The following is a 13,170-nucleotide window of genomic DNA, read 5'->3' as shown; positions in this document are numbered from 1 at the left end:
GCGGCGTCGCTGGCCACCCGGCTGAAGACCGAGCGCGGTGATCGTGAGGACCGCCGTTCCTGGTGAGCGCGCACACCCGCCGCCGGCGCCGGGCGACCGCACCCGCGGTGGACGGCCGGCGGCCTCGGCAGGACGAGCCGGGGCCGCCGGTGGACGTCAGAACGCGATGCGGGCGGCGACCGGCAGGTGGTCGCTGCCGGTGGCGGGCAGGGTCCAGGTGGCGACGGGGGTCGCCCCGCGGGTCATGACGTGGTCGATCCGGGCGACGGGCAGGGCGGCGGGCCAGCTGAAGCCGAAACCCCCCTCCGCCGGGGTCGTCCGGGAGGTGACCGGGGTCAGGCCGCGGTCATCGAGCGTGCCGTTGAAGTCGCCCAGCAGGATGATCCTGTCCAGTTCTTCCTCGGCGACGGCCGCGCCCAGCGCGGCGGCGCTCTCGTCCCTCCACGCGGAGCCGAAGCCGTCCGGCAGCCGGATGCGGACCGAGGGCAGGTGGACGACGTAGACGGCCATGTCGCCCGACGGCGCTCGCACGGTGGACCGCATCCCCCGGTTCCAGTCGCCTCCGACGCCCGCGGGCCTGATGTCCACCGGCCGGGAGTCCGCAAGGGGGTATCTGGACCAGAGGCCGACGGTGCCCACGACCGCGTGGTGGGGATGGCCGGGCGCGAGGACGGCCTCGTAGACGGGCAGGGCGCCGGGCGTCAGCTCCTCCAGGGCGATGAGATCGGCTCCGGCCCGGGCGAGGGCTCGCGCGGTTCCTCCGGGATCCGGGTTCTCGTCGCCGACGTTGTGCTGGAGCACGGTCAGGTCGTGAGCCGCCCCCTGATCGGCGGGGAGCAGCCGTCCGCCGAAGAGGACCGCCCACACCGCTGCGGGCAGCGTCAGCGACACCATCGCGACGGTCGAGCGGCGCAGCAGCGCCAGGACCATCAGCACGGGAACGGCCAGACCGACCCAGGGAAGGAAGGTCTCCAGCAGACTGCCGAGGTTGCCCACGGCGTTGGGCACGACGCCGGGGAACGCCAGCAGCACGGCCAGCAGCACGGCCGCCGGCGCGAGGACCCGTCCGCGCGTCCGGGCCGTCCGGCTCGCGTCCCCGCTCCGGCGCCACCGGCCGGTGCGGCCGGCGCGCCTCTCCTCGGCACGAACCTTCCGATCTTCGATGCTCACACGTCCGACCGTACGGGCCGCCGCTCCTTCCCGCGCACCTCCGCCGGCACCGGGTGATGCCGGGCGGGCCCGGCCTCCGTGCGGACCTTTCACTTACAACCAAGATCCAAGCCGGTACGGCGATGCTGACGCCATGCCCACAGGAAAGATCCTTTCTGCGGCGGCGCTGCTCGCGCTGGCCACGGCGCTGAGCGTGCCCGCCTTCGGGGCGGCGGCCAGCGCCACGCCGACGAGTACGCCGCGTCCGACGGTGACGCCGACGGTGGGTCCGACGGGTACGCCGCGTCCGACGGTGACGCCGACGGCGGGCCCGGCCTCTCCGCGCCCGGATGTCACCTTCGACCCCAAGCCCACCGGGACACCGGAGAGTCTCACCGCACCGAGGTGAACACCGGCCACGGCGCCGTCGGGACGGGCGGGCGTCAGGCGTAGTGGCGGTAGACGGCGCGGGCCACGCAGGCCGGCTTGTCGCCGCCGTCGATCTCCACAGTGAAGGCCAGGTGCATCTGCACGCCGCCCTTGACCTCCTCCACCGTGTCCACGACGCCGCCCAGGCGGATCTTCGCGCCGACGCGGACGGGACTGGGGAAGCGCACCTTGTCCAGGCCGTAGTTGACGCTCATGGAGATGCCGCTGATCTGCAGGAGCCGGTTGAACAGGGGGATGACCAGGGACAGGGTCAGGTAGCCGTGCGCGATCGGGGCGCCGAACGGGCCGTCCTCGGCCCTCTCCGGGTCGGTGTGGATCCACTGGTGGTCGTCGGTGGCGTCGGCGAAGGTGTTCACCCTGTCCTGGGTGATCTCCAGCCACTCGGTGCGTCCGAGGTCGGTCCCGGCCAGGGCCTTCAGCTCGTCGAGTCCGTGTGCGGTGGCAGGCATGGTGGAAGGTCCTCTCAGGTGGTGGGGGTCGGGGGCGTGTAGGAGGCGCGGACCTCGGGCTTGAGGATCTTGCCCGAGGGGTTGCGGGGGAGCGCGTCGGCCCAGACCACGGATTTGGGGATCTTGTATGCGGCGAGCCGCCCCCGCAGGAAGCCCAGGAGGTCGTCGGCGGTGGCGCCGGCGTCCGGCCTGAGCACGACGACGGCCCGGCCGACCTCGCCCCAGGTGGCGTCGGGGACGCCGATGACGGCGCAGTCGGCGACGGCGGGGTGGTCCAGGATCGCCTTCTCGACCTCGGCCGGGTAGACGTTCTCCCCGCCGGAGACGAACATGTCCTTGACCCGGTCGACGATGTAGGCGTAACCGTCCTCGTCCAGCTGGGCGACGTCCCCGGTGCGCAGCCACTCGCCGCGGGCGAGGGGCTGCGCGCCCCAGTAGCCGGTCATGACGTTGGGGCCCTGGACGGCGATCTCCCCCTTCTCGCCCGGTGCGGCGTCGCGGCCGTCGGAGCGCACCACGCGCACGTCGGTGAAGAAGTGCGGCACCCCGGCCGAGCCGGCCTTGGCCACGGCCTGTCCCGGCGGCAGGAGCAGGACGCCGGGGGACGCCTCGGTCATGCCGTACCCCTGGCTGAAGGCCAGGCCGCGCTCCAGGTAGACCTCGATGGTGCGCATCGGGACCGGCGCGCCGCCGCAGTTGAGGGTGCGCAGGCTCGCCAGGTCGGTCCCGCCCCAGCGGGGGTGGGCGGCCATGGCGTCGAACATGGTGGGCACGCCGAACATGTGCGTGACCCGTTCGCTCTCGATCAGCTCCAGTACGCGGCCGGGGTCGAACGCGCCGAGCAGCACCACCCGCCCGCCCTTGAGCAGCGTGGGCAGGCAGGTCATGTTCAGTCCCGCGGTGTGGAACAGCGGGGCGACCACCAGTGTCACCTCGTCGGCGGCCAGGTCGGCGTCGATGAGGATGTTGACGCTGTTCCAGGTGATGTTGGCGTGCGACAGCACGGCCCCCTTGGGGCGGCCGGTCGTCCCCGAGGTGTACATGATCATGCAGGGGTCGCTGGGGGACACCGGCTCGTCGACCGGCTCGGGGCCGGCGCCGGAGATCAGCCGCTCGTAGCCGTCCAGCGGGACGCGGTGGGGGACGTCCAGCGCCTCGGCCGTCTCGGACGGGGCGTGGACGAGAACCGAGGTGCCGGAGTCGGACAGGTTGAAGGCCAGCTCCGGTACGGCCAGCCGGGTGTTGAGCGGGACGAACACCGCCCCGAGCGCTCCGGCGGCGAACAGCGTCTCCAGGAAGGCGGGGTGGTTGGGCCCCAGATAGGCGACCCGGTCACCGCGGCCCACCCCCAGGCCGCGCAGGGCGTGCGCCAGGCGCAGCACCCGCTCGTGCAGCTCCCGGTAGGTCACCTGGTGGCCCTCGTGCACGACGGCGATCCGGTCGGGAGTCCTGCGGGCCCGGCGGGCCGGCCACGACCCGATGCCCTGGTTGTGCATGGCTCCTCCTGATCAGCTCTTGCCCAGGCCGAGCAGCCGGGCCGCGTTGTCCTTGAGGATCAGGGGCCGGACCTCGGGCTTGATGTCGAGTCCGGCGAAGTCGGCCAGCCACCGGTCGGGGGAGATGACCGGGTAGTCGGAGCCGAACAGCACCTTGTCCTTCAGCAGCGTGTTGGCGTAGCGGACGAGCTGCGGCGGGAAGTACTTCGGCGACCAGCCCGACAGGTCGATGTAGACGTACGGCTTGTGCGTGGCGACCGCGAGCGCCTCGTCCTGCCAGGGGAAGGACGGGTGCGCCAGGATGATGCGCAGTTCGGGGAAGTCCACGGCCACGTCGTCGACCAGCATGGGGTTGGAGTGCTTCAGCCGGATGCCGCCCCCGCCGGGGAGCCCGGCGCCGATGCCGGTCTGCCCGGTGTGGAACAGCGCGGGGACGCCGAGCTCCTCGATGGCCTCGTACAGCGGGTAGGCGATCGGGTCGTCGGGGGAGAAGTTCTGGATGCTCGGATGGAACTTGAAGCCGCGCACGCCGTACTCCTCCACCAGCCGCCGGGCCTGCCGGGCGCCGGCCCGGCCGCGCCAGGGGTCGATGCTGGCGAAGGGGATCAGCACGTCGGCGTGCTCGGCGCAGGCGGTCGCGACCTCCTCGTTGGCGATCGGCGGGTGCCCGGTGGCGGTCTCGGCGTCCACGGTGAACACCACCGCGGCCATCTTCCGCTCGCGGTAGTAGGCCGCCATCTCGGGAATGGTGGGTTCCCGGGTGCCGTGCACCTTGAAGTAGCGGGCGGAGGCGGCCGAGAGCTGCGGGCTCAGCGACGAGTGCCCGTCCGCGGAGACCTCCGCGTGGGTGTGCACGTCGATGGCGACGAGGTCGTCCAGGTCGAGTGGCGTCATCGTCGGCTCCTTTCACGGGAGGGGGTCAGGCGCCGGACGCCTGCGGGGCGGGGATGCCGTAGCTCTGCGGCTCGCGGCCGACCGAGGCGGACCAGGTCGCGGCGATCGCGTCGGCGGTCCAGCCGCCGTCGGCGTAGGCGGTGACGATCTCCTGCGGGTGCGACCACAGGGCGAGCCTGTCGCCCCCGATGCCCACGCACTGGCCGGTGACGCCGGAGGCGGCGTCGGAGGCGAGGAAGACGACCAGCCCGGCGACGTCCTCGGCGGTGCCGAAGCCCTCGGCCTTGCGCAGCCGGTCCGGCAGCGGCGTGCCGTCGGTCTCCAGCGCGTCGATGTGGGGGGCGAAGGCCGGGATGGTGCGGGTCATCTCGGTCGCGGCGATCGGGACGATCGCGTTGACCGTGATGTCCGCCCGGGCCAGCTCCAGCGCCCAGGTGCGGGTCATCGCCGCGATGCCGGCCTTGGCCGCGGCGTAGTTGGTCTGCCCGAAATTGCCCCGCTGGCCCGCCGGGGAGCAGGCGGTGATGATGCGGCCGCCCCCGCCCTGCTCGCGCATCCGTACGGCGGCGGCCCGCGCGCAGGTGAACGTGCCGCGCAGGTGCACGCGGACCACGTCGTCGAAGTCCTCGTCCGACATCTTCCACAGCACCCGGTCGCGCAGGATGCCCGCGTTGGCGACCATGACGTCCAGCCGGCCGAAGGCGTCGACCGCGCGGTCCACCAGCGCCTGCGCGGTCTCGGCGGTGCCGACCGGCGCCACCTCGGCGACGGCCCGGCCGCCGGCGGCGGTGATCTCCTCGACCGCGCGCCCGGCGGCCGCGGCGTCCACGTCGTTGACCACGACGGCCGCGCCGGCCGCGGCGAGCGCGGAGGCGTAGGCGAACCCCAGGCCGCGCCCGCTGCCGGTGACGACCGCCGTTCTCCCTGTCAGATCCACTCGGGGGCTCCTCATCTCACGGGTACCGGCCTCAGACGTTAGACACTTCTGTGTCGGCAGTCAATAAAGTGCAGAATTTTGCTGGCGGTCCTACACTTGCCGCGTGACGACAACGGACACCGTGATCAGGGACGACGAGGCCGCGGGAGACGAGCAGGCGGGCTCCCTGCGGCCGCAGTCCCTGCTGCTGAGCTTTCTCGGCCTGCACGTCCTCGGCCGGGACGTCGCGGTCTACTCGGGCAGCGTCATCGACGTGCTGGCCCGGGTGGGCGTCTCGGAGGAGGCGGTCCGCGCGACCCTGGCCCGCATGGTGCGGCGGGACCTGCTGGCCCGTCACCGCCGGGGCCGGAAGATGTACTTCGGGCTCACCGGCCGTTCCGACGCCGTCCTGCGTGACGGTCATGACCGCATCTGGAGCGCGGGGGCGGTCAACCGCGACTGGGACGGCACCTGGACCCTGGTCGGCTTCTCCCTGCCGGAGGCCTGGCGCCGTCAGCGGCACGACCTGCGCACCCGCCTGGTGTGGGCGGGATTCGGCTCCCTGCAGAACGGCCTGTGGATCGCACCCGGCCACGTCGACGTCCCCCGGGTGGTCGAAGGACTCGGGCTGGACGGCCACCTCAACGTGATGAGGGCCCACGCCGCGGAGCCGACCGAGGCCGCCCAGCTCGCCCACCGCGCGTTCGACACCGCCGGCATCGCCGCCCGCTACCGCGCCTTCCTGGACCGCTGGGACCACCCCGGTCCCGCGCCGGCCGCCCCCGACGACTTCACCCGCCAGTTGCTGCTGCACAACGACTGGCTTCAGCTGGTGCGCTCCGATCCCCGCCTGCCCGCCGAGCACCTGCCGGCCGACTGGCCCGCCATCCGCGCCGAGCAGGTCTTCCGCACCCTGTCCCACCGCTACGACACCCCTTCGCGAGAGCGGGCCGTGAGCACCCTGGACACCGTCCCGACGCCCCCAGGGAGCCGGGACGCGTCCGCTCCCGCGCCGGTGGAGTGACGGCGGCGGGCGCGCCGCGGCCGGTCAGGCGTCGGGAGCCGCGTGGACGCGGGTCCCGCCGACGTAGGTCAGGGCGACCCGGGTCTCCGCGATCGCCTCGGCGGGGCCGTCGAAGGGATCGCGGTCCAGGACGACGAGATCGGCCCGGTTGCCGGGGCGCAGGCTGCCGGTGTCGTCGAGGCGGTTCACGTAGGCGGAGCCCGCGGTGTAGGCGGCCAGCGCGGTGGCGAGGTCGAGGGCCTGCCCGGGCAGGAAGGGCCTGGTGTCGCAGCCGGGCGCGACGCGGTTGACGGCGACGTGGACCCCGTGCAGGGGGTCGGGGCTGCTGACGGGCCAGTCGCTCCCGGCCGCCAGTACGGCCCCGGCCCTGAGGAGATCGCCGAACGGGTACTGCCGCGCGGCGCGTTCGGGACCCAGGAAGGGGATGGTCAGCTCGTCCATCTGGGGCTCGTGGACCGCCCACAGCGGCTGGAGGTTGGCGGTCGCGCCCAGCGTCCGGAACCGCGGCAGGTCGTCGGGGTGCACGACCTGGAGGTGGGCCAGGTGCGGGCGGGTGTCCCGCCACCCGTTGGCGGCACGGGCGGCCTGTACGGCGTTCAGCGCCTCGCGGACGGCCCGGTCGCCCAGGGCGTGGAAGTGCACCTGGAAATCGAGCGCGTCGAGCGCGGTGACGTACTCCTCGAGCGCTTCCGGGTCGATGAAGCTGATGCCGCTGTTGCCGGTGGCGCAGCCGCAGGCGTCCAGGTAGGGGGCGGTCATCGCGGCGGTGAAGTTCTCCGCGACGCCGTCCTGCATGATCTTGACGGTGTCGCAGCGCAGCCGGCCGTGGGTGAGCCGGTCCCGCCGCTCCAGCAGCTCCGGGATCTGCTCGGCTCCCCGTCCCCTGGCCCACCAGAGCGCGCCGACGACGGTCGCGGTGAGCAGGCCGTCGCGGGCGGCGGTGAGGTAGGCGTCGGAGGGGTCGGGGTAGCCGTCGGAACCGGCCAGCAGCGCGTCCTGCCAGGCGGTGACGCCGAGGCCGTGCAGCAGTTCCTGCGCGCGCAGCAGCCCGGCCAGGCGGTCGGCGGCGGTCAGGGCGGGCACGAGGGCGCCGACCAGGGCCATGGCCCCTTCCTGGAGCGTTCCGGCCGGGGTTCCCCCGGCGTCCCGTTCGATGCGCCCGTCGGCCGGATCCGGGGTGCGCGCGGTGATCCCGGCCAGCTCCAGTGCCCGGCTGTTGACCCAGGCCCCGTGGTGGTCGCGGTTGACGAGGTAGACGGGCCGGTCGGGTACGGCCGCGTCGAGCAGGTCGCGGGCGGGCACGCCGCCGTGGAAGCTCTCCATGGACCAGCCGCCGCCGGTGATCCACTCCCTGCCGGGGTGCGCCTCGGCGTACGCGCGGACGCGGCGCACGTACTCGCGCGGGTCGGTGGTGCCGGACAGGTCGCACTGCCCCAGCTCGACCCCGCCCATCACGGCGTGGACGTGGGCGTCCTGGAATCCGGGCAGCAGCAGCCGCCCCCGCAGGTCGACGACCTCGGTACGGGGACCGGCCAGATCCTTGATCTCGTCGTGCCCGACGGCGACGACGCGGCCGCCGCGGACGGCCAGGCCGGTCGCCCGCGTGCGGGCGGAGTCCACGGTCAGGACGGGGCCGCCGGTGAACAGCAGATCGGCGGGGGCGTGGGTCATTCGGGCGGTTCCAATCGTCGAGGGGACGGCCGGCGGCACAACCGCGCGCCCGCCGCGGATGACGCCCGGCGGCGGGACGTCAGCGCTTCAGCGGTGGGACGCGGCTCCTCACAGGGCCGGGGTGAGCCGGGGCGCCCGGTCCTCGATCGCCTGGGCGGCGTCGAGGATGACGTCCTCCGCGAACCGCCCGCCGATGAGCTGGACGCCGATCGGGAGCCCGTCCGCCAGCCCGGCCGGCACGGAGACACCGGGGAATCCCAGGACCGGCAGGGCGGTCATCGGCCACTGCGCCGCGACGACGGCCCGTCCGCGCACCGGGTCGTCGATGTCGGCGTCCTGCTCGAAGGGCGGTTCGGCCGAGACCGGGGTCAGCAGGATCCGGTCCCTGCCCAGCAGTTCCTGGAGCCGGGTGATGAGCGTCGCCCGGCGGGCCCAGCCCTGGATGTAGGCCGCGAGGTCGGGCCTGTCGCCCCACAGCTCCGCGGCGTACTCGTAGGCGTAGCCCATGTGGACGCGCAGCCCCTCGTCGCCCATGTGCAGCATGCCGGGCAGGCCGGGCCGCATGTCCTCGAACAGCAGCAGGGACCACAGCCGCGACGCCTCGGCGAGCAGCGGCAGCTCCAGCTCCTCCACCTCGTAGCCCGCGTCGGCCAGCCACCGCGCCGCGCTGTCCAGGGCGTCGTCGACCGACGGGTGCGGCTTGGCGATGCCCACGTCCCGGACGAGCCCGACACGGACCGGTCCCGCCGGCGGCGCGGCCTCGGGCAGCGCGGGAACGCCGAACGGGTCGCGCAGGTCGGCGCCGGCCATCACCCGCAGGGCCAGGCGCGCGTCGGCCACGTTCCTGCCCAGCGGGCCCTGCACCGCCCAGGCCTGGAAGGTGAGGGGGCCCTCGATCGCGGTGTCCTCGGGCGCCGTCCAGTTGGACACCAGGCCGACCGTCGGGCGGATGCCGACCACGCCGCAGCACGCCGCGGGGAAGCGGATCGACCCGCCGATGTCGTTGCCCTGCGCCAGCGGCGTCATGCCGGCGGCGAGGGAGCTGGCCGCGCCGCCGCTGGAGCCGCCGGGCGTGTGGCCCGCGCTCCACGGGTTGAGGGTCCTGCCGTGCGCGTCGTTGGTGGAGAACCAGCGCACCGAGAACGCCGGTGCGTTGCTCCGGCCGAGGAGGACCGCGCCCGCGCTCCGCAGGGCGCTGACGCACGCGTCGTCCTCGGCGGCCGTCGCGCCGGCCAGGGCCGCGAGCCCGTGGCTCATCAGGCGGCCCTTCTGCGGCGTGTTGATCTTGGTGGAGACCGGCACCCCGTGCAGCGGGCCGAGGGCCTCGCCGGCGGCGACCGCGGCGTCGGCCCGGCGCGCGTCGGCCAGGGCCTCCTCGGGGCGGACGTCGACGAGGGCGTTCAGCGTGGGGTTGAGCTGGTCGATCCTGCGCAGGCAGGACTCCGCGACGTCGACCGCTGAGATCTCCCGGGTCCGGATTCCCGCCGCGAGGCGAGTCGCGGACAACTGCCAGAGTTCCATGCCTGCTCCTAGGCGATCATGAATGGGGGCCCCTGCCCGTGCCGGGGCGACGGCGACCGCCGACGGCGCTCGACGGCCGCGGGCGGGTTCGCAACGGTGATGTCGAGGAGGGTACGTCATGCAACGTTGATGTACAACGGTGTTGTATATCCGGCCGCTCTCTCGTTACCCTGCCGCCATGCCGGTGGAGATTGACATCGCCCAGCGCCTCGCGACCATCGCCGGCGCCACCTTGGAGATCGTGGCGACGGAGGGCATCGACGGGGTGACCATAAGAGCCGTGGCCAGGCGGGTGGGCGGCTCCACGACGCTCGTCACCAACTACCTGCCCACCCGTGAGGCCCTGCTGCGCAACGCCATCGAGCACGCGCTCTCGTCCTGGGACGCGGAGGTGGGGCAGGTCGTCGAGGAGGCCCCGGCGGGGGAGCGGCTGTCCGCCGTGGTCCGCTGGGCGTGCTCGACCGAGGGCAACGACCAGGTGCTGCGCCGGCTCTTCATGGAGGTCCTCGGCCGCGTCGGGCCGGAGTCGGAGGCGTTCCAGGTTCTGCGCGAGGACTCGCGGCAGAACCGCGACATGCTGGCCGACGCCGCCCGCGACGCGGGGGCGGCCGACGCCGCGTTCGTCGCCGACGTCCTGCACCTTGTCTTCCGCGGTTTCTACCTGTCCAGCCTGGAAGATCCCGAGCGCTGGAACAGCGAGCGGGTGACCCCGCTCGTCGAGCGGCTCGTCCGCCTGCTGGCCGCGGGCGCGTAGACCCCCTTCCCGTCCCGCAGAGAGGTGCCGCGAATGGATGCGAACGAGTACACGGCCCGCGCCGGCGTGCCGGAGACGGCGGCCGGCTCCGCCGCCGGGCCGGTGCGCGACGGCCGGACGAGGACCGGGGCCCCTCCCCGCGGAGGCCGCCCCGTCTCAGAGCTCCGCGGACTGCTCGGTGCGGTCCGCCCGGAGTGCCTCGATCATCTGGGCGGCCAGGGCCTTCATCCCCGCGTGGCGCGATGCGGGGAACGGCAGCGGCGCGAGGGTGGAATGGCCGAAGGCCATGCAGATGAGGGCGTAGGCGAGTTGCAGGCTCTCGGCCGACTCGCAGCCGGGCACCGCCTCGCGGATCGTCTTGGCGATCTCGCGTTCCAGCCGGCCGTAGCTGTCGTAGATCCGGCCGCGGAGCCGGACGTCGTGCATCGCCCCGCTGATGAGCGCCTCGATGACGAGGTCGTCCTCGTTGCGCGCCATCTGCGGTCCGAAGAGGAAGTCCACGAGCGCGCGCAGCCGCGCGTCCGGCGCGCTGTCCGCCAGGGCGGTGTGCATCGCCTCGAAGTACGGCGTGATGACGTGGTCCCACAGGGCGTCGATGAGCTGGTCGCGGTTGCCCACGTAGTGCCGGATGTGCGAGCGGCTCATGCCGGCCGCGGCCGCGATCCGCTCCTGCGTGCTCCCGGCCAGGCCGTGGGCGGCCACTGACTGGGCGGCCGCCCGCAGGATCTGCTTTCGCCGCTGCTCGGCGAGGCTCGGCCTCCCCACTCGATTCCCTTCGTCAATAGTTTTTCATTTATAACAATCAACTCACTTTCCAGCATAGCACCGTGATCGATTCGGGGAGCTCGGGAGGCGACCGGTCCCGCCGGTGCCGCGACCCGTCTTCGAATGGGCTTTCACGTGTTTTTCCCGAGGGCGGTCACGGGTCCTGACGTGGGAATCCACCGGTCCGGCGGTGCCGGCGTCCCGCCCGTCGGGGTGAGGCGTCCGCCGTATGTCTCCCGCTCACTTATTTTTGTTTTGCAGTATTGACAATCAATTCGTGAGCAATCACGCTAAGTGGCACGACCCGGGTATCGGGTCCACTCACCTCCACCGCGCAGACGCGGCAGGTTGATCGCCTCGCGCCTCACCGCCGCAGCCGGGATCAGCCCCTCATTCGGCGACGCAGATCGTCTCGGCCCGCATTCGCATCACGCACGAAGGGTCCCCCTATGACACGTCCCCGCCTGGCCGCGCTCGCCGCGGTCCTCGCCGGTGCCTGCACGCTCGCCGCCTGCTCGGCGGCGCCCGGCAGCGGCGGCCCGGCCGCCGAGCAGGCGGTCGCCCCGACCGTCACCACGTCCGTCCCGGCCCCGACCAGGGACGTCGACGCCGTCACCTGGAACCTCGCCACGGGCGAGCCCGCCACGCTGGACCCCTCCATGGCCGGCGTCGAGTCGATCAGCACGATCGTGGCCAACATGTGCGAGGGTCTGTTCACCCTCGGTCCGGACTACCGGCTCCAGCCCGCCCTGGCCACCGGGTTCACCCACCCGGACCCGCTCACCTACGTGATCGGCCTGCGCGAGGGCGCGACGTTCTGGGACGGCGAGCCGGTCACCGCCGAGGACGTGGTCTACAGCGTCCGGCGCATCCTCGACCCCGAGCTCGGCTCGTCCTGGATCGGCTGGGCGGTGAACCTGGACACCATCGAGGCCACCGGCGACGGCGAGATCACCGTCAAGCTGAAGAAGCCGGACGTCATGGTCCCGAACTTCTTCGCCATGCCCTCCTTCTTCGTCGTGCAGAAGGCCTTCGCCGAGGCCGCCGGCCGGGACTTCGGCACCGCCAAGAGCGGCGTGATGTGCACCGGCCCCTACAAGTACGGCTCCTGGACCCAGGGCCAGGACATCACGCTGACCCGCAACGACGCCTGGTGGAACACCGCGGTCAAGCCCAGGATCAAGGACCTGCGCTTCACCTTCGTCGCCGACCCCTCCGCCCAGACCGCGGCGCTGGCCAGCGGTGACGTGGACGGCCAGTTCATCGTCCCGCGCGCCGCCCACGAGCAGCTCGCGGCCAAGGGCAACATGCTGTTCGGCACGAGCCTGTCGCCCACGTTCCTGGCGGTGCTCAACCCGGACGGCGCGCTCTCCGACCCCGCCACCCGGCAGGCCCTGCAGGCCCTGATCGACTACAAGGGCATCATCGGCTCGGTCTACCGGGGGACGGCGCAGCCGCTGCGCGCCCTGGTCCCGCCGGCGGCCTGGGGCTACGGCAAGGAGATCTTCCAGGCGGAGTACGACAGGCTGCCCGAGCCGGTCCAGGACCTGGAGAAGGCCAAGGCCCTCGTCGGCCGGTCCGCCAGGGCCAAGGAGAAGATCGTCCTGGCCTACCTGACGGCCAGCGAGGAGGAGACCCGGATCGCCACCGCGATCGCCGACGCCGCCACCCAGGCGGGCATGACCATCGAGCTGAAGCCGCTCACCGGCGAGCAGTTCGGTGCGGTCTTCGCCGCCCCGCAGGCGCGCGCGGGCCTGGACCTCTTCCTGGTGACCGGCTATCTCGACTTCCCCGAGCCGCTCTCGTACTACCAGTTCTTCACCAGCGGCAGCTTCTACAACTTCCCCGGATACGAGAACAAGGAGTACGACACCGCGATCCTCACCGCGATGACGACCGAGGACCCCGACGCCCGCGCCCGCGAGGTGGCCAAGGCGCAGAGCATCATGGCCGAGGACCTGATCAACATCCCGATCGCGACGCAGTACGTCAACGTCTACTACGGGCCGGAGCTGACCGGCCTCGTCCCGCGGCAGAGCTACCTCAACACGCCGTGGGCGACCACCCTCGGCGGGAAGTGA

General features: G+C 72.9%; 11 protein-coding genes. 3 read left to right on the top strand and 8 right to left on the bottom strand.

The window, feature by feature from the left end:
- Nucleotides 1–156: 156 nt before the first annotated feature.
- The 5 genes from FHS22_RS23990 to FHS22_RS23970 form a co-directional block, all read right to left on the bottom strand.
- Nucleotides 157–1,044: an endonuclease/exonuclease/phosphatase family protein gene (locus FHS22_RS23990; protein ID WP_377297513.1), complete on the bottom strand. Its 888-nt coding sequence runs from the start codon at nt 1,042–1,044 to the stop codon at nt 157–159.
- A gap of 548 nt (nt 1,045–1,592) precedes the next feature.
- Nucleotides 1,593–2,048 carry a MaoC family dehydratase gene (locus FHS22_RS23985; protein WP_184945054.1) on the bottom strand — a complete coding sequence of 152 codons (456 nt, stop codon included), beginning with the start codon at nt 2,046–2,048 and terminating at the stop codon, nt 1,593–1,595.
- Nucleotides 2,049–2,062: 14 nt separating this feature from the next.
- Nucleotides 2,063–3,544, bottom strand: a complete 1,482-nt coding sequence (locus FHS22_RS23980; RefSeq protein WP_184945052.1) for an acyl-CoA synthetase — start codon at nt 3,542–3,544, stop codon at nt 2,063–2,065.
- Between the two features lie 12 nt (nt 3,545–3,556).
- The gene (locus FHS22_RS23975) at nt 3,557–4,438 is read right to left on the bottom strand and encodes an amidohydrolase family protein (RefSeq protein WP_184945050.1); all 882 of its coding nucleotides are present in this window, start codon (nt 4,436–4,438) and stop codon (nt 3,557–3,559) included.
- A gap of 25 nt (nt 4,439–4,463) precedes the next feature.
- Nucleotides 4,464–5,375: an SDR family oxidoreductase gene (locus tag FHS22_RS23970; protein WP_184945048.1), complete on the bottom strand. Its 912-nt coding sequence runs from the start codon at nt 5,373–5,375 to the stop codon at nt 4,464–4,466.
- A 103-nt stretch (nt 5,376–5,478) separates the two neighbouring features.
- Between FHS22_RS23970 and FHS22_RS39010 the strand changes: the two genes are divergently transcribed.
- The gene (locus FHS22_RS39010) at nt 5,479–6,378 is read left to right on the top strand and encodes a PaaX family transcriptional regulator (protein WP_338047905.1); all 900 of its coding nucleotides are present in this window, start codon (nt 5,479–5,481) and stop codon (nt 6,376–6,378) included.
- A gap of 24 nt (nt 6,379–6,402) precedes the next feature.
- On the opposite strand, the gene FHS22_RS23960 is transcribed toward FHS22_RS39010, so the two are convergent.
- Both FHS22_RS23960 and FHS22_RS23955 read right to left on the bottom strand, forming a co-directional pair.
- Nucleotides 6,403–8,049: an amidohydrolase gene (locus FHS22_RS23960; RefSeq protein ID WP_184945046.1), complete on the bottom strand. Its 1,647-nt coding sequence runs from the start codon at nt 8,047–8,049 to the stop codon at nt 6,403–6,405.
- Nucleotides 8,050–8,157: 108 nt separating this feature from the next.
- Nucleotides 8,158–9,570 (bottom strand): amidase, encoded by a 1,413-nt coding sequence (locus FHS22_RS23955; RefSeq protein WP_184945044.1) that lies wholly within the window; start codon nt 9,568–9,570, stop codon nt 8,158–8,160.
- Between the two features lie 178 nt (nt 9,571–9,748).
- Here FHS22_RS23955 and FHS22_RS23950 point away from each other — a divergent pair, with 178 nt between their 5' ends.
- Nucleotides 9,749–10,324: a TetR/AcrR family transcriptional regulator gene (locus FHS22_RS23950; RefSeq protein ID WP_184945042.1), complete on the top strand. Its 576-nt coding sequence runs from the start codon at nt 9,749–9,751 to the stop codon at nt 10,322–10,324.
- Nucleotides 10,325–10,480: 156 nt separating this feature from the next.
- On the opposite strand, the gene FHS22_RS23945 is transcribed toward FHS22_RS23950, so the two are convergent.
- Nucleotides 10,481–11,089 carry a TetR/AcrR family transcriptional regulator gene (locus FHS22_RS23945; RefSeq protein ID WP_184945040.1) on the bottom strand — a complete coding sequence of 203 codons (609 nt, stop codon included), beginning with the start codon at nt 11,087–11,089 and terminating at the stop codon, nt 10,481–10,483.
- A gap of 449 nt (nt 11,090–11,538) precedes the next feature.
- Between FHS22_RS23945 and FHS22_RS23940 the strand changes: the two genes are divergently transcribed.
- Nucleotides 11,539–13,170: an ABC transporter substrate-binding protein gene (locus FHS22_RS23940; RefSeq protein ID WP_184945038.1), complete on the top strand. Its 1,632-nt coding sequence runs from the start codon at nt 11,539–11,541 to the stop codon at nt 13,168–13,170.

Origin of the sequence: Thiemannella venezuelensis (assembly GCF_014203605.1) — a bacterium.
Classification (GTDB): domain Bacteria; phylum Actinomycetota; class Actinomycetes; order Streptosporangiales; family Streptosporangiaceae; genus Planomonospora_A; species Planomonospora_A venezuelensis.
The sequence above is the reverse complement of the archived record's forward strand: the minus strand, read 5'-3'. Positions and strand labels throughout refer to the sequence as shown.

Bases quoted from the DNA above. Each gene is read 5' to 3' on its own strand.
- FHS22_RS23985 (WP_184945054.1), bottom strand. From the start codon at position 2,048: ATGCCTGCCACCGCACACGGACTCGACGAGCTGAAGGCCCTGGCCGGG.
- FHS22_RS23975 (WP_184945050.1), bottom strand. From the start codon at position 4,438: ATGACGCCACTCGACCTGGACGACCTCGTCGCCATCGACGTGCACACC.
- FHS22_RS23955 (WP_184945044.1), bottom strand. From the start codon at position 9,570: ATGGAACTCTGGCAGTTGTCCGCGACTCGCCTCGCGGCGGGAATCCGG.
- FHS22_RS23980 (WP_184945052.1), bottom strand. From the start codon at position 3,544: ATGCACAACCAGGGCATCGGGTCGTGGCCGGCCCGCCGGGCCCGCAGG.
- FHS22_RS23950 (WP_184945042.1), top strand. From the start codon at position 9,749: ATGCCGGTGGAGATTGACATCGCCCAGCGCCTCGCGACCATCGCCGGC.
- FHS22_RS23940 (WP_184945038.1), top strand. From the start codon at position 11,539: ATGACACGTCCCCGCCTGGCCGCGCTCGCCGCGGTCCTCGCCGGTGCC.
- FHS22_RS23960 (WP_184945046.1), bottom strand. From the start codon at position 8,049: ATGACCCACGCCCCCGCCGATCTGCTGTTCACCGGCGGCCCCGTCCTG.